At 43.2% G+C, this 21188-nt stretch carries 16 protein-coding genes and 1 riboswitch; of the genes, 2 read left to right on the forward strand and 14 right to left on the reverse strand.

The genetic code is table 11. From position 1 onward, the window contains the following. Window positions 1-12 precede the first annotated feature (12 nt). The 7 genes from GT674_RS05450 to GT674_RS05480 all read right to left on the reverse strand — a co-directional run bounded on the left by GT674_RS05450 (window position 13) and on the right by GT674_RS05480 (window position 8150). Window positions 13-525, reverse strand: coding sequence for a hypothetical protein (locus GT674_RS05450; protein WP_161284792.1), 513 nt, complete (start codon window positions 523-525; stop codon window positions 13-15). A gap of 67 nt (window positions 526-592) precedes the next feature. Next, window positions 593-1531, reverse strand: coding sequence for an AraC family transcriptional regulator (locus tag GT674_RS05455; protein WP_161284793.1), 939 nt, complete (start codon window positions 1529-1531; stop codon window positions 593-595). Between the two features lie 111 nt (window positions 1532-1642). Continuing rightward, window positions 1643-2911 carry a cytosine permease gene (gene codB / locus GT674_RS05460; protein WP_161284794.1) on the reverse strand — a complete coding sequence of 423 codons (1269 nt, stop codon included), beginning with the start codon at window positions 2909-2911 and terminating at the stop codon, window positions 1643-1645. An 18-nt stretch (window positions 2912-2929) separates the two neighbouring features. After that, window positions 2930-4021, reverse strand: coding sequence for a hypothetical protein (locus tag GT674_RS05465; RefSeq protein WP_161284795.1), 1092 nt, complete (start codon window positions 4019-4021; stop codon window positions 2930-2932). 210 nt (window positions 4022-4231) lie between these two features. After that, complete coding sequence (pflA, locus tag GT674_RS05470) at window positions 4232-4969, reverse strand: pyruvate formate-lyase-activating protein (RefSeq protein ID WP_118252685.1); 738 nt, start codon at window positions 4967-4969, stop codon at window positions 4232-4234. A 2-nt stretch (window positions 4970-4971) separates the two neighbouring features. Beyond that, a complete protein-coding gene (gene pflB, locus GT674_RS05475) occupies window positions 4972-7227 on the reverse strand; it encodes a formate C-acetyltransferase (protein WP_161284796.1) in 2256 nt (751 codons plus the stop codon). Window positions 7228-7514: 287 nt separating this feature from the next. After that, a complete protein-coding gene (locus GT674_RS05480) occupies window positions 7515-8150 on the reverse strand; it encodes a TetR/AcrR family transcriptional regulator (RefSeq protein ID WP_161284797.1) in 636 nt (211 codons plus the stop codon). A gap of 15 nt (window positions 8151-8165) precedes the next feature. After that, window positions 8166-8242: riboswitch (cyclic di-GMP riboswitch) on the reverse strand. A 195-nt stretch (window positions 8243-8437) separates the two neighbouring features. On the opposite strand from GT674_RS05480, the gene GT674_RS05485 reads away from it, so the two are divergent. After that, a complete protein-coding gene (locus GT674_RS05485; protein ID WP_161284798.1) occupies window positions 8438-9112 on the forward strand; it encodes a TerD family protein in 675 nt (224 codons plus the stop codon). A gap of 14 nt (window positions 9113-9126) precedes the next feature. Then, window positions 9127-9831: an AIM24 family protein gene (locus tag GT674_RS05490; RefSeq protein WP_161284799.1), complete on the forward strand. Its 705-nt coding sequence runs from the start codon at window positions 9127-9129 to the stop codon at window positions 9829-9831. Between the two features lie 76 nt (window positions 9832-9907). Here the strand turns inward: GT674_RS05490 and GT674_RS05495 are convergent, their stop codons facing one another. The 7 genes from GT674_RS05495 to GT674_RS05525 all read right to left on the reverse strand — a co-directional run bounded on the left by GT674_RS05495 (window position 9908) and on the right by GT674_RS05525 (window position 20886). Next, window positions 9908-12577 (reverse strand): cation-translocating P-type ATPase, encoded by a 2670-nt coding sequence (locus GT674_RS05495; RefSeq protein ID WP_161284800.1) that lies wholly within the window; start codon window positions 12575-12577, stop codon window positions 9908-9910. 16 nt (window positions 12578-12593) lie between these two features. Next, window positions 12594-13184, reverse strand: coding sequence for a TerD family protein (locus GT674_RS05500; RefSeq protein WP_161284801.1), 591 nt, complete (start codon window positions 13182-13184; stop codon window positions 12594-12596). Between the two features lie 72 nt (window positions 13185-13256). Continuing rightward, complete coding sequence (locus GT674_RS05505) at window positions 13257-13838, reverse strand: TerD family protein (protein WP_161284802.1); 582 nt, start codon at window positions 13836-13838, stop codon at window positions 13257-13259. Window positions 13839-13885: 47 nt separating this feature from the next. After that, the gene (locus GT674_RS05510) at window positions 13886-15022 is read right to left on the reverse strand and encodes a toxic anion resistance protein (RefSeq protein WP_161284803.1); all 1137 of its coding nucleotides are present in this window, start codon (window positions 15020-15022) and stop codon (window positions 13886-13888) included. Window positions 15023-15027: 5 nt separating this feature from the next. Then, complete coding sequence (locus GT674_RS05515) at window positions 15028-17295, reverse strand: YceG family protein (protein ID WP_161284804.1); 2268 nt, start codon at window positions 17293-17295, stop codon at window positions 15028-15030. A 251-nt stretch (window positions 17296-17546) separates the two neighbouring features. Then, window positions 17547-18977, reverse strand: coding sequence for a glycoside hydrolase family 32 protein (locus GT674_RS05520; RefSeq protein WP_161284805.1), 1431 nt, complete (start codon window positions 18975-18977; stop codon window positions 17547-17549). Between the two features lie 328 nt (window positions 18978-19305). Beyond that, complete coding sequence (locus tag GT674_RS05525; RefSeq protein WP_161284806.1) at window positions 19306-20886, reverse strand: glucose-6-phosphate isomerase; 1581 nt, start codon at window positions 20884-20886, stop codon at window positions 19306-19308. Window positions 20887-21188: the final 302 nt, after the last annotated feature.

Consider the following 21188-nt stretch of genomic DNA (forward strand, 5'->3'; position numbering starts at 1 on the left):
TTTTATGAGCTTTTATGCAAAATAGACCTTTTGCGGGTGCTGCGTCTTTATGGTATGCAGCATTTCCTCCGTCAGATCAAGAAGAAGTTTTATTTTATTCCCATCCTCAGTGACGATCATCGTGTAATACGGAACATCATCATCATAAGATGTGTAATCATATTTTTTTATTTTTTCTGTTCCGCCATTTTTCTTATATCTGGCAACACTTTCATGCCAGTGAGGTGCTGTCACCTCCATATTTCGAAGTTCCAGAATATGAGCTGTTTTGCGGTATTTTTTGCCATAGATCACATCGATCGTAAGCACATCATTCTCAAGCGTATACTCATAATCCTTTCTGCTGAAAATATCATAAACAAAATAAAGTCCCGCCAGAAGAAAACCTGCCAGCATGAAGGACTGCGAAATCGTGATTCCAAGCACCACGAAGAACACAGCAAAAATAACCATTACTTTTCGCAGAATTCCCGACATGCTCTTTTTCTTCCGGGATACCTGCTCCACTATCTTATAATTGTACATAATTCTCTCTCTTTCTGTCTTTTTCATGTATCGTAACTGTTCAGTCCTCACACAGTCGCGGAACACTTTACCATCCCTTTTCGGAATGAATATTGAAATTCAAAAGCTGCTGCTCATAATTCTCCGGCCGTTTCCTCCATTCAACCGGAGTAACTCCCATTAAATGCTTGAAATTTCGATTAAATGTCGAATTCGTCGTAAATCCACATTTATGTGCAATGTCCGCAACCGGTTCATCCGTTTTCTTCAGAAGATCACAGGCTGTCTGGATCCGCACAGTATTAACATATTCCAGAGGACTTACCTTCATATAAGATGTAAAAACTCTTCGAAAATGTGTCTCACTGATATGACAGTACTTCGCCAGATCTTCTACTCGAATATCCTCCATATAATAATAGGAAACATAATCCAATGCCCGTGTGATCATATTTGTAACTTTTCCTGTTTCTTCTTCCACCCTGTCTTCTTCGGATTGTCTGTTCATTCTTGCAATTTCTGCCAGGAGCGCACCAAGTACTCCTTTCGCTTCCTCCAGGTAAAACTCCTCTCCGTTTCTCATAATATTTAGGATCTCAAGAACTTTGGCCGCAATAGACGGATACTCTTCCTCCTGAAAGAATAACGCCCTGGAATATATGCGCTGGATCATTTTTTCTGCTTTGACCGGACTGTCCAGGATTTTTTTCATAAATCCTTCCACATCTATAAACAGGTATTCCCATTTACTCACTGTTCCAACATCACTGTTTGTCGTGTGTGCATAGTTTGGTGGAATAACCGTAAATTCTCCTCCGTTAAAAAACACCTTATCTTCTCCCAGGATCATATGTCCCTGACCTCCATAACAATATCCTATTTCCAGATAATTATGAAAATGAAGATAATTCACACCGCTCCCATAGGTCTGAACCCATTTCTGTCCAAGAAGTGCCAGAATAGGACTTCCCTCTGACATCTGGTAATATCGAAACTCTATCTTCGGTTTTTTTCTTTTTTTTGCCATTTACTCACCCCGTTTCAGATGTTTACTCATTATTGTACTATAGAATCTCCAACAAAAAAAGATTACCTTTTACAAATTCGGCAATCTTTTTCTGTCGCTTATCCAGGATTATTATTTATTTTTGCTGACCATCTCTCCGATCACATAACACAGTGCTGCAACAACCATACCATTGATGGATGCAATTCCCCATGTGACCACATTTGCCACGACTGCTCCAAGAACGACACCTGCAACTGCAAACCAGTTGACTGTTACGATCTTAAATGTATCTGTATCGTAAGCTTTCTTGTTCATAAAATAAGAAACTACCAGAATAATACCAACCGGCGGCAGTGTACAGTTCAGGATGTTCAGCCATCCACAGAAGTTGTAGTACAGCCATACAGAAAGCAGTGTTCCGATGACACCGGAGATCAGAACCATCGGTTTCTTTCTCTTATTGAAAATATTTGCAAGACCAAGACCTGCTGTATACAAAGCATTGTCATTTGTTGTCCAGATATTCAGTCCCAGAACCAGGATTGCAAGATAGAACAGGTTCAGACGAATCATTACTTCAAAAATATCATTTCCGCCAACAAAAATATAAGAAATTGCTCCGAAGAAGAACATCAGAGAGTTTCCGATAAAGAAAGCAACTACTGTTGCAATTGTTCCCTGTTTACCGTTTTTGGCAAATCGTGTAAAGTTCGGTGTCGCAGTTCCTCCTGATACAAAAGAACCAATCGCAAGTCCTGCACCGCCAATCACACTCAGAGATCCGCTGGATACGGCAAACTGATCAATGATCGTTCCATCTCCCTGTTTTACTGCCATGATCATTGCGACTGTTCCAAGGATTGCAACAAGCGGTACGGCAATATAACTGATGATGGTCAGAGACTTGATTCCAAAATATGCAGATGCCGTCATACATGCTCCCGCAAGCAGGATCAATACCCATTCTACTGTAGTACTTCCGCCAAAAAGTTCACGTGCTACCGGAATCGCAAACATTGCAATACCTACACCAAACCATCCGATCTGTGTGAAGCTTGTTAACGCAGAAGAAATATAAGAACCTTTTTCTCCAAACGCTCTCTTGGAGAGCAGGTCAAGACTTAAGCCTGTCTCTGCACCTACATAACCAAGCAGCCCTGTATAGACACCAAGGATCGCACCTCCCAGAAGAAGGGCTTTGATAAATCCCCAGAAATCAAGTCCGGCTGCCATTTCCTGTCCTACCCACATACTTGCGGAAAAGAACGTAAATCCAAGCATGATCATAAACATTGTCATAAATCTGCGTCGGCTCCACTTCGGAACCGCACACTTTGCATAGTCAATGTCTACAACTCCCTGCTCTGCACTATTTGCTGTTGTCATTTTTTCACTCATCTTTTCTCCCCGTTTAACTTAATCCAGAATATATTTTCGCAGTGCATCCGTAAATTCACCGATACGCTGCTCTGCAAGTTCTTTTAATGTAATATCCTTCATGCTTTCAATATATCCAAGCTCCTGACGATACAGCCACTTTGCATCCGCCGGGCGGATTTCCTGATAATGATTGGCCTTTACCCAGTCTTCATAGCTGATCGGTGTCGGATAACCAAGCTTCTCATCCAGAAGTTCCCTGAAATCAATCTTGTCTGCTCTTTCCTTGATTCCTTCCCAGAATTCCAGAACTTCCTCCACATGCTCATGGATCTCATAACGTCTTGCACCACCATCATAGATGATACATTTTTCAAAAAGAGGACTGCACATGGAAAGTGTCTCTCTTCTGAATTCAGGTGCAACGATACCGCCCTTCCAGTAGAAATCCACATCCGGAAGGTTGATTCCGGAAACACCCTTGTCCTGATATGTGCTGAAGATTCCTTCATAATAAACAGTGATAAATCCTTCGAATTCCGGCCAGAATTCACGGATCTCTGCGGTAAGCTTCTCAAGGATATCGATTCCCTTGGTTCCGCCGATTGTAAAAATAATGATATTACGGAGTCTTGCACCATGATCTCTGTAAAAATCAGTTACATAGCGAAGGCAGTGGATCAGAGTCTCTCCACTTGCAATGATGTCACCGATCATCAGTGTGCTGTCCGGCACCATAGTAAGTTTGCTGTACTTGATCTCCAGGCCTGCGATCTCTTCTTTTTCAAATACACGCTCACTGGAAAGAAAGCTGATATCGTGAACACGGATATGCTCTCTGTAGCATGCCTCTTCCAGAGGATAGTTCAGTGCGCCTCTAAGAATAGAAAGAATATTTGCTGTCGTAACCTTCTTCTGTTCCTTCAGATAATAAAGCATCTGAGAAGTGGAAGAAACAAGGCAGTTGTATACCTCATAACCTACTATTTCCGGTGTATTCAGAAGCTTTCTTGATTCTGCTTCAGAAATAATATAATACTCATTTTCATAATCTCCGCCTTCCAGACGATAGCAGGCAACACCCTGCTCGTCGAACTCCGGCACCAAAACCACATTGTTCCAGTTTTTCATTTGTACCTTTTCCCTTTCCTCTACATTCTTCACTCAAACCTCTTAGTTATTGTTTATTCCATTCACAATAACACATCTACAAAAGAGTATGATGAACTGCCCGGAATGTCAAGTAGAAAAAGCATTTCCAGACATTTTATTCTACACAAAAAAGATCTCTCTGACATCACTGGCATTGAGATCTTTTTTATTTCCAGTCTTCTGACCGGTTTATATCGCTCCCAGAATTTCTCTGGCGTTGTCGATCCGTTCCTTCGAAGGTGGTCTGACACCTTCCAGCGGATAAGGAATTCCTAGCTGTTCCCACTTAAATACACCAAGTGTATGGTACGGAAGCACTTCGACTCTCTCCACTGTTTTTAAAGTATGGATAAAATCTGCAAGCCTGTGGAGATACTCATCTTTATCACTGCCTCCCGGAACCAGTACGTGGCGAATCCACATCGGTTTTCCCATATCTGACAATTTCCGTGCCATTGCCAGAATATTTTTGTTGGACTGTCCTGTAAGCTTGATATGTTCTTCTTCGTCAATCTGCTTGATATCCAGAAGAACAAGATCAGTATACTTCATAAGCTCCAGCCATTTGGAATAAAAAGGTTCCTTTTCTGTGTAAGGATTGGCACTGGTATCAAGAGTCGTATGAACTCCTGCGGCCTTTGCCTGACGGAAAAATTCAATCAGGAAATCAATCTGAAGAAGAGGTTCTCCTCCACTCACAGTGATCCCGCCTTTGTTACCCCAGTAATTCTTATAGCGAAGAGCCTGTTTCAGAAGCTGAGACGGGGTGTACTGCTGCCCCTCTCCCATTTTCCAGGTGTCCGGATTATGGCAGAACTGGCAGCGCATTGCACATCCACTCAGGAATATCACATATCTGACGCCCGGTCCGTCTACTGATCCGAAGCTTTCCAGAGAATGGACATATCCTTTGATTTCTTCACTCATTATTACATTCTGTCGTGGCAGGTTCTGGCAATAACATCCAGCTGCTGCTCTCTTGTAAGGTCGATGAATTTAACAGCATATCCGGATACACGGATTGTGAAGTTTGCATACTCTTCTTTTTCCGGATGTTCCATAGCATCGATCAGTTTTTCTTTACCGAATACGTTAACATTGAGGTGATGAGCACCCTGATCAAAGTATCCGTCAAGTACACGAACAAGGTTCTCTGTACGTTCTTCTTCTGTATGTCCCAGAGCATCAGGGTTGATGGTCTGAGTATTGGAGATACCGTCAAGGGCATCTTCATAGTCCAGTTTTGCAACAGAGTTGAGGGAAGCAAGAAGTCCGTTCTGCTCTGCTCCGTAGGACGGGTTGGCACCAGGTGCAAGCGGTTCGCCTGCTTTTCTTCCATCCGGAAGGGATCCTGTAGCTTTACCATAAACAACATTGGATGTAATGGTAAGAATGGAAGTAGTAGGTTTGGAATCACGATAGGTATGGATGTGTTTCAGTTTCTCAAGGAATGTAGAAAGCAGTGTTGTTGCGATCTCATCTGCTCTGTCATCATCGTTACCATAACGTGGGAAGTCACCTTCTACAATGAAGTCTGTTGTGATTCCGTCTTCGTCACGAACAGCTTTAACTTTTGCATATTTGATAGCGGACAAGGAGTCTACTACGTGAGAGAATCCAGCGATACCAGTTGCGAAAGAACGGTCAACCTTTGTATCGATCAGAGCCATCTCTGCTGCTTCATAGTAGTATTTGTCATGCATGTAGTGGATCATGTTCAGTGTTCCAACATACAGATGAGCCAGCCAGTCCATCATCTTGTCATATTTAGCAACTACTTCGTCATAATCAAGATACTCAGAAGTAATCGGCTGATAGTTCGGTCCTACCTGCTGTTTTGTCTTCTCATCAACACCACCGTTGATAGCATACAGAAGGCATTTTGCAAGGTTTGCACGCGCTCCGAAGAACTGCATTTCCTTACCTGTCTCAGTAGCGGATACACAGCAGCAGATGCTGTAGTCATCGCCCCATACCGGACGCATAACATCATCATTCTCATACTGAACAGAGCTTGTCAGCACGGAGATGTCAGCTGTATATTTTTTGAAGTTTTCAGGCAGTCTTGAAGAATACAGAACTGTAAGGTTCGGTTCCGGAGCCGGTCCCATGTTTTCCAGTGTATGCAGGAAACGGAAGTCGTTCTTTGTTACCATGGAACGTCCGTCCTGTCCCATACCTGCTACTTCCAGAGTTGCCCATACCGGGTCACCGGAGAACAGCTGGTTGTAAGAAGGAATACGGGCGAATTTAACCATACGGAATTTCATTACCATGTGGTCAACAAGCTCCTGAGCTTCTTTCTCTGTAAGAGTTCCGTTAGCAAGGTCTCTTTCGATATAAACATCAAGGAATGTGGAGATACGTCCAACACTCATTGCAGCACCGTTCTGAGTCTTGATTGCTGCCAGATATCCAAAGTACAGCCACTGGAATGCTTCTCTTGCATTTTTAGCCGGCTCGGAAATATCAAATCCGTATGCTTCAGCCATAACTTTCATTCCTTTAAGAGCACGGATCTGATCTGCGATCTCTTCACGAAGCTGGAAGTCATAACGTCTCATACCCTGACGGTCGCATGCTGCGAAGTCTTTCTGTTTTCCTTCGATCAGAGCATCGATACCATACAGAGCAACTCGTCTGTAGTCACCAACGATACGTCCACGTCCGTAAGTATCCGGAAGACCTGTCAGGATCTTGCTGTGACGGGCTAATTTCATCTCTGGTGTGTAGATATCAAATACACCCTGGTTATGTGTTTTGAATTCATAGTTGTGGAATACGTCTTTGATCTTGTCACTTACCTTGTATCCGTAAGTTTCGCAGGCCTGCTCTGCCATTTTGATTCCACCGTATGGCATAAATGCACGTTTCAGCGGTTTGTCAGTCTGAAGACCAACAACTGTTTCAAGATCTTTGAGATCTTCGTCGATGTATCCTGGGCCATATGCTGTCAGAGATGTAACAACCTCTGTTTCCATATCCAGAACTCCGCCTTTGGCACGTTCTTCTTTCTGCAGTTCCTGAAGTTTTCCCCACAGTTTATTTGTTGCTTCTGTTGGTCCTTCCAGGAAGGAAGCGTCTCCGTCATATGGTGTGTAGTTCATCGAGATAAAGTTACGGACGTCGATTTTTTCTTTCCAACGGTTTCCTTTGAAACCTTCCCACTGTGAAAAGTTTTTCATTTTGCACCTCTCTAAAATATAATTTATTCCGCGTATGTCCAGTCTAACTTTCTTGACAAAAAGAAAAATAAGACCGGAATCTTATTAGTTTCAAGTGAACACTCCCTTGTTCACGACGCTAGTGTACACTATGGCATATGCCCTTGTCAATTCTTTAACGTATGCTTTTAATTTAGTACAATTTCTGGACGTATTTGGATGTTTTTTATCAATATCTTGTGGTTTCATACGTTTTTCAGTCCCATAAAGTTCGTAAAAAAGTACAAAAAAAGCAGCTCTCGCTGCTTTTATATTTCCCCATTCCATACATCAATATGCAGTAGATGAAACAGCAAGGCAAATATGGACTGATAGATCGTTCGTTCCTTAAGTGCTGTACTGTCCATATATCCAAGATGCATCTTAACAGCTACAGACACTGTACTGTCAACAATATTGGAAACGATCACTTCAGCATCCATAAGATCAGATACTCCAGACAGTTTCCCAAGTGTTTCTACATAATCAATAAGCACTTTATATTCCTGCTGGCGGACCTTCAAAATCTCCCTGGTATAACGTGCAGACTGATAAAATCTCCAGTAAAACACTGTCCGCTCAGGATCACTCATGAGAAATTTCCAATAAGCACTCCACAAAGTCCAGCACGTTTCTTCTGATTCCTGTGCGGTCCTTTGTTCGGTTGTCTGCTTCTCGATCAGCGCTTTCATCATCCCTGCAATTTCACTGTCTATCTCAAGAAAAGAGGTTTCCATCAGATCAAAGAGATCTCTGTAACACTGGTAAATATATGGATCGGAAAGTTCACATCCTTTGGACACTTTACGAACAGTAACCCCCTCGATTCCATCTTCTGTTACTACCTTGTACACTGAACGCCGAAGCCTTTCTCTCAGTTCTTCCCGAGTATATTTACGAGCCATTCCTTCCTCCTGTAATTCTGCAACTGGCTGGCTCGTTTACGGCCCCTATAGCTTTGCGTCACTGCGTTACCACAGTTTTGCCCTTTATAAAGTTAAATTTATCATATCCTAATTTTTTCCTTTTTTCAACTGCTGCGTCAAAAATTAACAAAAATTAATGTAATTACAAATTTATTTGCTAAACTCGTTTATCCAATTTTTATAAAAATATTATTACTCCCTCTGCCCCATAACATGATATGATAAAAACAGAAAACAACCTGACAGTTAACACAGGGAGGTAGATCATGCTTCAAATTCCCACCAAAACAAAACCGGCATACAATGCCGGAAATATATTGACGCTCAATCAGAAAAGCCAGTGCCTTGCTTCACCTGTTGCCCCCGCAAAGCACAGCACTCCACAGCTTCGTAACCTCATCCAGAAGGGCCAGAAAGTCCGGATCGGCATGGTCGGGCAGCTCCCGCGGCTGCGGGTTGCCCTTGGCTGGAATGTCTCCAATCTTCAGTGTGACATAGACCTTTCAGCCTATCTTCTGGATGCTTCGGGCAAAGTTCCAGGTGATGACTGGTTCGTTTTTTATGGACAGACTTCAAGCCCGAACAAAAGCGTCACTCTGCATATCAATGAGTCCTCTTCTGACCGTGAATATGCAGACATTGATTTTTTCAGACTTGATCCTTCCATCCGCAAGATTGTTTTTGTCCTCACAATCAATGAGGCTCTGGAGCGAAATTTGAATTTCAGCATGGTCCAGGACGCTTATATCCGCATTCTCAATCCGGATTCCGGTCAGGAAATCTACAGTTTTATGCTGACAGATTATTATGACAACGTCACCTCCATGATGCTCGGAGAGATTTATCTACATAACACAGAATGGAAATTCAATGCCATCGGAAACGGAGTCGCCAGAGATCTTGCCGGACTCTGCCAGCTGTATGGTGTTGAAACAAACTAACGGGAGGTAATTTTATGCTTACTTTTGAAACAGTAAATGAACTGACACTCAAGGTCACCAGCACAGGAAATGATACTATCTTTACCAAAGCCGGTGCTTTTATCGCAGGTGACTGCGGCGGAAATACAAACTATCGCTTCGAAAAGGTTCTCCTCGGGCCACAGAAGAGTCTTGCACAGGCGGCTCTCGGCTCTCTGATGCGCCGCGTCACAGGCGAGAATATTCCCCTGATGAAAGTTACTATGAACGGACCTTCTGAGACTTTCTATGCAGTAAATGCACAGCATGTTGTTATCTATAAGCTGGAACCGGGTGAGACTATCTCTGTTGAATCCGAGAATCTTCTCGCATTTACGCAGGACTGCAAATACAGTGTACGCTTTATCGGTGTCGGTGTTTTGTCTCAGAAAGGTTTTGCCACCACAACACTTACCGGAACCGGAAGTGAAGCCTATGTAGCCATCCTCACCGATGGAAACCCGATTGCCCTCAGCAATGTACAGACACACAATACTATTTCTGTCGATCCGGACGCGGTGATCTGCTGGATGGGCGATGGCTCCTGTGATCCACGCATTACCACAGACGTAAACTGGAAGACCTTTATCGGTCAGGCCTCCGGTGAATCCTATTCCTTTGAATGGCACGGCAATCTGCCCGTAACCGTCATTATTCAGCCTTCTGAGCGCAGAGGCGGCATCCGCATCGGAATTGATTAACATTTCTTTACTATAAAGAACATAAAGAAAGCCCTCTGTCACTCGACAGAGGGTTTTCTGGGTTTAACGTAACTTTTTATTTACCGGATTTCACGATTGCTTTTCGTACCATATCCACTGGGATGATCAGTGCACCCAGTACCATGGAGACAAGCAGTGCTTTCAGTGTCAGTGGAGTTGTACTGAATACTTCACCACCAATCTGGATCAGAACTGTCTGCATGACAAAGATTGCACCCATGACCAGGACAAATCTCTTATTCTCTCCAATATGCTCAAACAGATTGAATTTCTCAGATCTGGTATTCAGACTGTTAAAGATGATGGAATAGATAAAGAATGCAAACATAAATGTCTTCTCATAAAGTTCCGGATCAGCACATCCTGCCGGCATAACTGCCGTTGTGATCCCGCCGATATTCTCCAGAATCAGAATGGAACCAAGTGTGATAAATACCGCACTCACCCCAATTGCAGATTTGATGTAGCCTGTCAGGATATCATCACTTCTCTTTGCCGGCTGTTCATTCATATAACGATTCAGGATTGGCTCACCACCAAATGCCATAGCTGCCAGCGTATCCATGATCAGGTTGATCCACAGGATCTGAACAATGGAAAACGGCTCTGTCCATCCAAGAATCGGTGCAAGAATATTCATCAGCAGAGTACTGATATTTACAGTCAGCTGGAAGATCAGGAACTTGCCGACAGATTTCGCCATGGTTCGGCTGTTTAATACACAGTCCTTGATGGAAGTCAGACTGTTGTTCAGAATAACAACATCTCCTGCCTCCTGTGCAACTGCTGTTCCATCTCCCATTGCAAATCCGATATCCGCCTGTTTCAGTGCCGGTGCATCATTGACACCGTCTCCTGTCATACCACAGACATCGTCAAGCTGCTGTGCAATTGTGACAAGACGTTTCTTATCCAGAGGTTTCGCACGACTGACAACACGAAGCATCGGAAGTTTTTTCTTAAGTTCTTCGTCGGAAAGCTGTTCCAGTTCATCATGAGTAAGAACAACTTCTGTCTTCTCATCCTTGAGGATTCCGGCTTCTTTTGCAATTGCAACAGCTGTTTCTTCTGCATCACCTGTAACCATAACCACCTGGATTCCGGCATGGTTCAGAACCTCAACTGTCTCAATCGCATCTTTTCTTACGTTATCTCTCAGGCTGAGAACTGCAAGGAGGATTTTCTGGCTTCCTGTGATCTTCACTACAGAAAGAAGCTTCATGGTTCTCTTTGCCTGTGCAACCATCTGCTCTTCTACTTTTGCCTTTTCAGAAGGAGTGAAGTCTATAACCCTGCCGTCTTCTGTCATATAATGTGTCACTTCATTGATGATGTTCTCCGTAGCACCTTTCCAGTAAACCGTTCCATCATTCAATTCTACAGTCGCACATTTTTTCTCGGAATCAAATCCGCTGATTTCCTTTACCTTAGATGCATCAACCTTCTCCGGACCGCCCTTTGTGATGGAATAAGTCAGAAGAGCACGGTCCATGTTGTTGCTTCCGATCGCCCTGCCTTCAGAAATCTTTGCAAGGTTATTCAGAGTGATCGCTTCCAGAAAATCATTATGTGAAATATGATCAACAATTCTTCCATCTCCCAGCACAAACTCTACCAGAGAAAGATTTCCCTCCGTGATAGTTCCTGTCTTGTCACTGAACAGAAGATTCATATAAGCAGAATCTGAAAAAGCAGCCTTGTGACTTACAAGGATATTCTTTTTGTACATGGATTCTGTATTCATGGACTGAACCAGACTGTTCATCATCGGAAGACCTTCCGGCACTGCCATGATAACGATAGAAGCCATCAGCATAACTGCCTCTGCGATCAGAAGGATCACAAATACAGGTGTGATTGCTTCATCTGCACGGATAATGGAAAGGAACACCTGAAGCACACCTGCGATCACAGCTGCTGAAACACCAAGCTTACCGATTCCTCCGGCAACAACCTCAAGCTTAAGACTGGAAGTATCCTTACGTTCTTCTTCCTCATTGTCATCCGTAAGAGCTTTATTGATCTTACCAAGCTCAGATGCATCACCGATCACCGTTGCCACCATATAAGCTTCCCCACTGGTTACAACAGATCCCATAAATACCTTGTGTGCAGAAGAGTAATCCGTGGATTCTGCCTCTTCCATACTGTCAGCAGCCGTCTTGGATTCATCACGTGACTCTCCATTCAGTGCTGCCTGGGACACCTTCACATTTCCTTTAAACAAAAGTCCGTCAACCGGAACCTTGTCACCTGCCTGGATCAGGATCGTGTCTCCCTTTACAATGTCACTTGTCAGGATTTTGACAAGTTTTCCGTTTCGAAATACCTTAGCGTAGGTTTTGTTGTACTCTTCCTGCAAAGCCTCGCTTCTTGATGTATTTCTGTATTCGGACAGGGTGCTGAATCCTGTTGCAAGTGCAATCGCAATTACAATACTGATAATCTCGATAACATCATTCTCGCCGCCCAGTGCCGGAACGATCACTCCAAGAATCGCCAAAACGATCTTAAGTACCAGTGCAAGGCAGAGAACCTTGATCCAGATATCATTAAAAGCACCGATAAACATAGACCAGAGCGATTCCGCTTCTTTCTTGGCAAGTGCATTCGTTCCATACTGCTGTTTACTCTGTGCAGCCTGTTCTTCCGTCAAGCCCTGTTCAAGGGTTTTTCTGTTCAGCAGTTCCTTCGTCAGAACTGCTTTGTTTTGATTCTCACTCATCCGGTGAATACCTCCATTACACATATCGTCTGCAAAGATCGCCGATCGATGTGTCCTTTGTACCCTGGCCAATGGCTCCAAATTTCCATTCGCCGTTGTGTCTGTATATCTCTCCAAATATCATCGCCGTCATTCCGGAATAATTCTCGGTAAGATCATATTTACACATCTCTTTATTCGTACTTCCATCTACGATTCTGATAAATGCATTTCTGATCATTCCAAAATGCTGCTTTCTCTGAACTGCAGAATAGATATTTACAACAATCACGATTTTGTCATATTCCTGTGGAACCCTGGACAGTTCAATGAGGATCTGCTCATCATCTCCGTCACCGTCACCTGTCAGGTTATCTCCCATATGACGGACAGTGCCTGACTTGTGTGTAAGATTTCCAAAATATACAACATCATTCTTGTCTGTAAATTTACCATTCTTAAGCAGGATTGCTGTTGCGTCACAGTCAATATCCGCCGCCTTAAAAAGCCCAAATAATCCTGATTTCTGCTCTACCGCATCCCATCCAAGACCTACGAGTACATTTGACAGACCTTTACTTTCTTTACTAAGACTGACCTTCTGTCCCTTTTGCAAACTAATTGACATATTTTTCTCCTCCCGGCAAACTGCCAGTTGTTACTGTTCACTCCGTTCACAGTATCTCTTATTCAGGAATTATTATGCAACCTCAATTCCAAAATGTCCGCACAGTGCTGCGAGTCCACCCTGGAACCCACTTCCGATCGCATTAAACTTCCATTCACCGTTATGTTTGTAAAGTTCTCCTACCACAATTGCTGTCTCAATAGAAAAATCTTCACCCAGATCATAGTGGATCAGTTCCTGGTTTGTGTCCTTGTCCACGATACGGATATATGCATTGGAAACCTGTCCGAAATTCTGTCTTCTGGCCTCTGCCTCATAGATTGTAACAGTGAATGCGATTCTTTCAACATTTGCCGGAACATCTGCAAGTGCGATCTCCATCTCTTCGTCATCGCCTTCGCCGTCACCTGTGCGGTTATCACCCATATGCTTTACAGCTCCTGACGGATGTTCCAGGTTTCCATAGAAGACAAATTCCTTGTCTGTCGGGCATTTACCATTGGAACCAAGCATAAATGCTGCTGCATCAAGGTCAAAGTCTGCACCTGTGTCGAATGCATTGACATCCCAGCCAAGGCCTACCATGATATTCTTTAATCCCGGATTCCCCTTGGTAAGATCTACTTTCTGTCCTTTTGATAAATTGATTGGCATAATCGTTTCCTCCTTTATACTTTGATGTTGGATTATTTTAACATGCTTTATCTGCCTGCTCCACCATAGGTTTTGAGAAATTCCTGCTTGATGTTTTCGAGCCGGGCCGCATCGTCAATCCTCTGTTTTCTGGCTGTTTCCTGAATGTTCTGTGTTTCCTCGATACCGTTGACGATCGTTCTCCAGGTAGTCTCCAGAGTCTCGATCTTGACAGAGCTTCCGCTTGCCAGTCTGGCTGTCATCTTGGACTGTTCTACGGTATTACGTGCATTCTTGATCAGCATCTCGTTTGTCTTCTTGTCAAGCTCCGACAGTGCCTCCGCCTGGATCTTCTGACGCTTGAGCATAACTGCCTGGGCCAGTCCCTGCTTAAACACCGGAAGCGTAACAATGAACGCCGAGTTGATTTTTCTTACAAGGTTCATATTACTGTATGCCATTGTCTTGATCATCGGAATAGACTGTATCGCGATATTCTCTGCCACCCTCAGATCCTGTGTACGCTGTTCCAGCATCATCAGAGCATTATTCAGCCCTGCCAGTTCCAGCTGTATGGAATTGTCCCCGGTTGCCTCAAAATCAGCCTGACGCTGTGCAATATAGGCTTCCAGTTCCCTGCATCCCTGCTCTCCGGCAAGAATATATTTTACAAGCTGATGATAATAATCAACATTTGCATCAAACATCTGCTCCAGCTTGCGGTTGGACTGTTTGATCTCACCCTCATACTCACGGAGCTGAACATAGATTTTGTCCACTTCCTCTCCCATGGTATGATATTTATCGAGGATTTTTTCGAGCTGTTTCTTCATATTTCCAAACAGTTTGTTAAACAGCCCTGTACTTTCCTTGAGTTCACTCGGATCAAACTTTGACATGATCTTTGACAGTGAAGTCAGCATTTCACTGGACTCATCCAGCTGGCTCATGTTCATGCTGTTCAGAACAATATCCGATGCCTTCGCCACCTCCTCGGCAGCATCTGCTCCAAAACAAACAATCGTTTCCAGATTATTTACTTCGATCGTGCTTACAAGTGCATCCACCTCATCAGAATTTACCAGCGTTTCATTCATCTGCTTCCTGTCAGCCACAATATCATATGGCTTTACAGTCTCAATCTCTGTCCCCGCCTCTCCTGTCGGTGATGCAGGTGGTGTTACCTTACTGAAATCAAGTCCCATAACGCTTACCCCTTCCTGAATATTCTGTCACGCCATGACGTGCGTGCTGTTAATGAAATCGTATTCCAGTCAGGAACCTGCAGATCATACATATAAGTTCCTGTCTGATGTTCTTCCATTAATTTCTGGTTAAAATGATTATCTATGTTGTATCCTGTCGGAATAAAGAAAAGCACATCAAATCCCAGCAGGTTCAGAAAAGCCGTATAAATAGAATCCTCAAGCGTGATCAGTACCTCTGATGTATTAATATATATCAGTTTCGGATTCTTTTTTGTAAAATCAAAATTCTGTATCAGACGCGTAACCTGTTTCGGAAGATTCAGTGCAACAGATATGATCGTATATTCTGTTCCATTTTCAAACGTTCCACGGATCAGACGCTGTTCTATCATTGTCTCCAGCTTATCCAGAATATAATCCTGCATTTCTTCTCTGAGAAATCCATACGGATATGCCGGATGAGTTTTTATCTTCCTTCGCTGCAGTTTTCCGTTTCTGAAAAATTCTGCCACATACATTTTAATCGGATTCGGTGATACGGAGGTAAAAAACGGCGGCTGATCGATCACCACTGTTTCCGGAGTCATCAGCTGCTTGACAGAAATCCAATATTCTTCTATTTTTTGATCCTTCACACCCGATATTTTTGAAAAGATGACCGGCAGGTTTACAACGCCGTCCACTGTACTGAAATTAGGACGATATTTCATCTCCGTATTCCAGAGAAGCCTGATCTCCCGATCCATTGTCTGCAATGATATGGTATTTGCCTGGACAAACTGCCTGTCTCGAAATATCACAGAATCATTGTACATCAGTGTATCCAGTTCCCGTTCTGCATGATACGCCGCCGTTCCTATATGAAGCTGTGCATTCTGTTCCGGAAATCGTTGCATCACCATAGATGTATCATGATTGATTTCATATAAAAGCGGATCCTCAAGCATGACCGGTTCATTTCGGTCCGGGTGCAGGATCAGGACATCTGCCGGTACTCTCGCCAGAAATTTTATAAAAAGCACTTCATTGACACTCCGGCAACTGCCCATATGAACAAAACAACCTGTGTCGTTTTTCTTCCAGTTCTTAAAAAGCTGTCCCTGATATCTTTTGATCCAGCACAGAAGATACACTCCTTTATTCATCAGTCGGTTAAGGCTGATATCCGGTTCAGTTGCCTCCCGCATCATCACTTCTGCAAAGGCTCTGCAAAAAACCGCCTGCAGGATCTTACTTGCCGGATACTGAATATTCATCTGGAGATCTGCGATCATCTGCTCTGCCCCTGTATAATGAGTCCGGCGGATCTTCATGATCTCATCCGTTGTCGGATTCGGGATACTGCCATTCACAACAACAATCTGCCGCTTCCGGTTCTTTAGTTCCAGATAAAACTGATACAGTTCATTCGCATAAGTAAGTTTGTCTTCCACACCATTGATCCGAAGATAACAGTTATAAAAAAATCCCTCCCGATCGCCTCTGGCTGCTGGTTCCTTCAGGATATCCGAAAGACCGCCACCCTCGATCCATGCATTTGTACAGTTGGTAAAACCACCTTCTGAGCCAAATATCTTCTGATTCTGCACGGTCTTCTCAATATTCTGCCGTAGCTTTGCAAGCGAAAAGTCTGCCGGAATTTCTCCGAAGTTCTCACCTTCGTATCTGTCTGATTTCTGCGACTGTGGATCGAGCTTCAGATATGATTCATCTCCTGATGGCTGCACCAGAACCACATCACATCCTGCATTGGAGAGAACGCCCAGCAGCAGCAGTTCATAATTGCTGACTGAACCGACATATAAGATCTTTGGAAGTCGTTCCTGTCCCAGCTGGTTTACGATCCGCTCAAACTTGTAATAGAGCCAGCACATAAACTTGATATACGCATTCCTGAGCATATTTTCTGTTTTTCCTGATCTTCTCAGTTCCTCCAGTGAATCGTAAATGGAAGCTGCCACATTCTCATTCTGCGAACGGTTCATCCTGGGAAGCCATTTCTTCAGACTACACATGATAAACCCCATGCCAAGCTGGAAATCATTTCCCATCATTTCATAGTAATAAGCCAGATTCCCCTCTGTAGGATTCGGTATCTTACCCTCGATGATCACTCCACACTTCCTTGCAGCATCATAATAGTCATATAGAAATTTCCCAATTTCTTCGGAATAACCATTAATACGATAAAAATATACTCCCTTTTCCCTGCGCTTCCCCAACTCTGTAAAAAAATCACTGAGGTTTTGAATCTTTTTATGTTCTAACATCAACTATTCTCACCTCAATATCAACTTATAGGTAATATTGTGACACTCCTCTGATCAAAGTGTCACTGTAGATTATTTTATCACACTCAACTTCCAATTACTACTCTTCCAACCTCTTTTTACAGAATTTTTAGATAATTAGCTACTGTTTACTCCGTCCCTTCTTCTCCCATAAAATACGAAAGGGTGCCATGCATTCTTCACATGGCACCCTTTCGTATTTTATCTGTATTTTCACCATTCTTCCGGCCTTACTTTATTCCGGTCATTTCTTTTAACTCATATATATATCCCTGGAATTTCTCTGCCTCCAGTTTTACGGTCTGAGACATTTTTTCCGGATAATATCTTGTAGAAAAAACAATTTCTCCGTGATTCAAATAGATCTCCACTGCCGTTGTATCCACAAGCATACGAAGTTCTTTCAGGCTTCCTGACGGAAGGATCGCATTGCGTTGTCTTCGCCCTGCGCCGGCCTCTTTGGAGAGCCTTAACCAAACCTTCGGCCCATCTGCCTCCAGTATCAGATCCGTTCCAAAGGATATTCTGCATATCCTTGTATCCAGTTTCATTTCCAGCTCAAACGGTCTGAAGACTTCAATATTTTCCTGCGTTTCATCTATTCTGAAGTCTCTTCCTCTAAGCACCTTAAGCTCTTCTACCGGATATTGATATAATCTTCCATTATACAGACGAATCTCTCTTGGAACAGTCAGACAATGCTGCCAGCCCTCTTTCTCTACTGTCGGATTCGTATATTCTCCTTCAACATCCGGAAGTCCCATCCAGCCGATCAGAATTCTCCTTCCCTTTGCGTCCTCAAATGTCTGAGGCGCATAAAAGTCAAATCCCATATCCCACTCCTGAAACTCTTTCACATCCATTTTTCCGTCTTTCAAAAGGAAATATCCTGACTGATAAACATTCTGAAATCTGTATTCTTCGCGCTTCAGCCCCTGTGGAGAAACAGCCAACACCTGCTGTCCTTCTATCTTAAACATATCCGGACATTCCCACATATATCCAAATGGTTCTTCTGTAGTGATTTCCCTTTCGTAAGTCCAGTTCTTGAGATTCTCTGATCTGTAGATCAGTACAGCTCCCTGATCATTCTTTTTGCGTCCGCCGAGTGCCATAAAATAAGCATCATCATCTTTCCATACTTTTGGATCCCTCACATGACGGGTATATGTTTCCGGATAATCCTGATAATCGACCGCTACTTCTTTTACGCCAAAATGTATCCCATCTTCACTCTCTACATGAAGGGTACTGGCTTCCCTCCCGTTATTGATGTGATCATAGTCCCCGTCCATTTTGACGTTTCCCGTAAAAAAAAGATGTAATTTCTCATCCTCCACTATTGCAGAACCGGAATAGACCCCATGACAGTCATAACTGCTGTCCGGATATAACGGTACTCCCTCATATCTCCAGGAAACCAGGTCTTCACTGGAATAATGACCCCAGAGCTTCAGTCCTCCCTCTGCATCAAACGGTGAATACTGAAAAAACACATGATATCTTCCTTTAAAATAACATAATCCATTCGGATCATTCAGCCATCCGGTCGGAGGCATCAGATGATGGGTAAGACGCTGTTTCTGAAGTTCTCGATCCATTGCTGCGGTTTCTTCGATTTTAATCAGTTCTGCGGCAAGTATGCTTGTTAATGCACTCATTTCTGACCTCCTGTTATTTTTCGGATTTTGATATCCGGCTTCATATCTATGGTATCATTATCATTTAATTATCATATGTATTTCATGTATTATATGTAGGTTATTTCATATGTATGTGTAATCGTTTTCACTTTCCGCTATTATACACTTGCCATCTGCAATTGTAAATACGCATGATGTCACAAAAAGTCATCAGAATCTGTACATTTTAGCTAAATACACCTATAAAGCCAAAAACAGCCCCACAGCATGATGATCATGCTGCAGGACTGTTCTATAAACTTATATTTGTAACTGTTCAATACCCTCACAGTCACCTATATTCTATTCAGATATTCAGAAGATCACTGAATACCCTAAGTGCTCCATCTGTTTCATGGGCAAGCACACGTTTTGCAAGGACTTTACCAAGCTGTACACCCTCCTGGTCAAAGCTGTTTACATTCCACAGGAATCCCTGGAACATAACCTTATTCTCAAAGTGTGCAAGAAGTGCACCAAGAGCTTCCGGTGTCAGCTGCTCACCGATGATGATGCTTGACGGACGTCCGCCCTCGAAGTTCTTATTGCGGTTTTCATCTTCTTTACCGCAGGCAAATGCTACGATCTGAGCAGCAACATTGGCACAGAGTTTCTGCTGGCTTGTGCTGTCCTGGATCACTACATCCGTACCAATCTGACTGTTTTTGAATCCGATGAACTGAAGCGGTACAATGTCAGTTCCCTGATGCAGAAGCTGATAGAAGGAATGCTGTCCGTTGGTTCCTGGCTCACCGAAGATAACCGGTCCTGTCACATAATCTACAGGCTCACCAAAACGGTTTACGGATTTACCGTTGGATTCCATATCAAGCTGCTGAAGGTGTGCCGGGAAACGGCTCAGTGCCTGAGAATATGGAAGAACTGCTGTGCTTGGATATCCAAGTACGTTACGCTCATAAACACCGATCAGTGCATCCAGCATAGCCGGGTTCTGCATTACATCTTTGTTTGTTGCAAGTTTATCCTCTGCTGCTGCTCCATCCAGGAACTGTGCGAAGACTTCCGGTCCGAATGCCAGAGATAATACAGCACCGCCTACAGCAGATGTGGAAGAATAACGTCCTCCGATATAGTCATCCATAAAGAATGCTGCAAGATAGTCATCACTCTTTGCAAGAGGTGATGTCTCACTTGTAACTGCGATCATATGTCTGGATGCATCCAGTCCTGCATTCTTAAGGGCATCTTTTACAAAGGATTCATTTGTCAGAGTTTCCAGAGTTGTTCCTGATTTGGAAACCAGTACAAAAATGGAATGTGCAACATCGATAGAGTTCAGGACTGCTGCTGCATCATCAGGGTCTACATTGCTGATGAACTTCGCTTCCATTTTGAATTTACCGTTTTTCTTTGCCCAGTTCTCAAGTGCAAGATACATTGCACGAGGACCAAGGTCACTTCCACCGATACCGATCTGAACAACTGTTGTAAATTTCTCTCCAGCTGCGTTTGTGATTTCTCCGGCATGTACCTTATCTGCAAATTCTGCAATTCTCTTCTGCTGCTCTGTATAGAAAGCTCTCTTGTCAGCTCCGTCAGCCTCAACTGCATTTCCAAGCTGACCGCGTGTCATATGATGAAGAACAAGACGTTTCTCTCCTGTGTTGATCACTTCTCCATTGTAAAGAGCTTCAAATTTCTCAGTAAGCTGTGCTTCCTCTGCCAGTTTCTTAAGTCCTTCCAGAACTTCATCGTCTACCTTTTTGGCTGCAAAGTTATAGGAAAGTCCCTCTGTCATCGAAACGCTGTAATTCTTTACACGTTCTGCTCCATTCTCTCCTGCCATAACCTCTGCAAGGTCTACTTTTTTAACTCCTGCAAGTTCTTTAAAAGATGCAAGTGTATCCAGATTGTTCCAGGTAATCATACTAGATTCCTGCTACTTGAAACATATACAACTACGTATATGCCAGATGATTCGCTATAATCTCGCGATTTATAGTTACTGCTTCAATGTGTATGCTTTGGTAATCACTAAGTGATTTACTACTCGCAGATCCATGTACACTCCACAGTCGTAAATTCCCGACTAAGCCATCGGTACATACCTATAAATTCATAACTTGATTAGATATAGGTTTTGTCTTCATCTGAAATAGCTTTTCCTTTCCTAGTTTTTAATATTTTGCCACTTGGTTTTCGTGGACTTATACCATTGCTCAGCTGTTA

The sequence above is a fragment of the Blautia sp. BIOML-A1 genome, from assembly GCF_009883055.1.
Classification (GTDB): domain Bacteria; phylum Bacillota; class Clostridia; order Lachnospirales; family Lachnospiraceae; genus Blautia_A.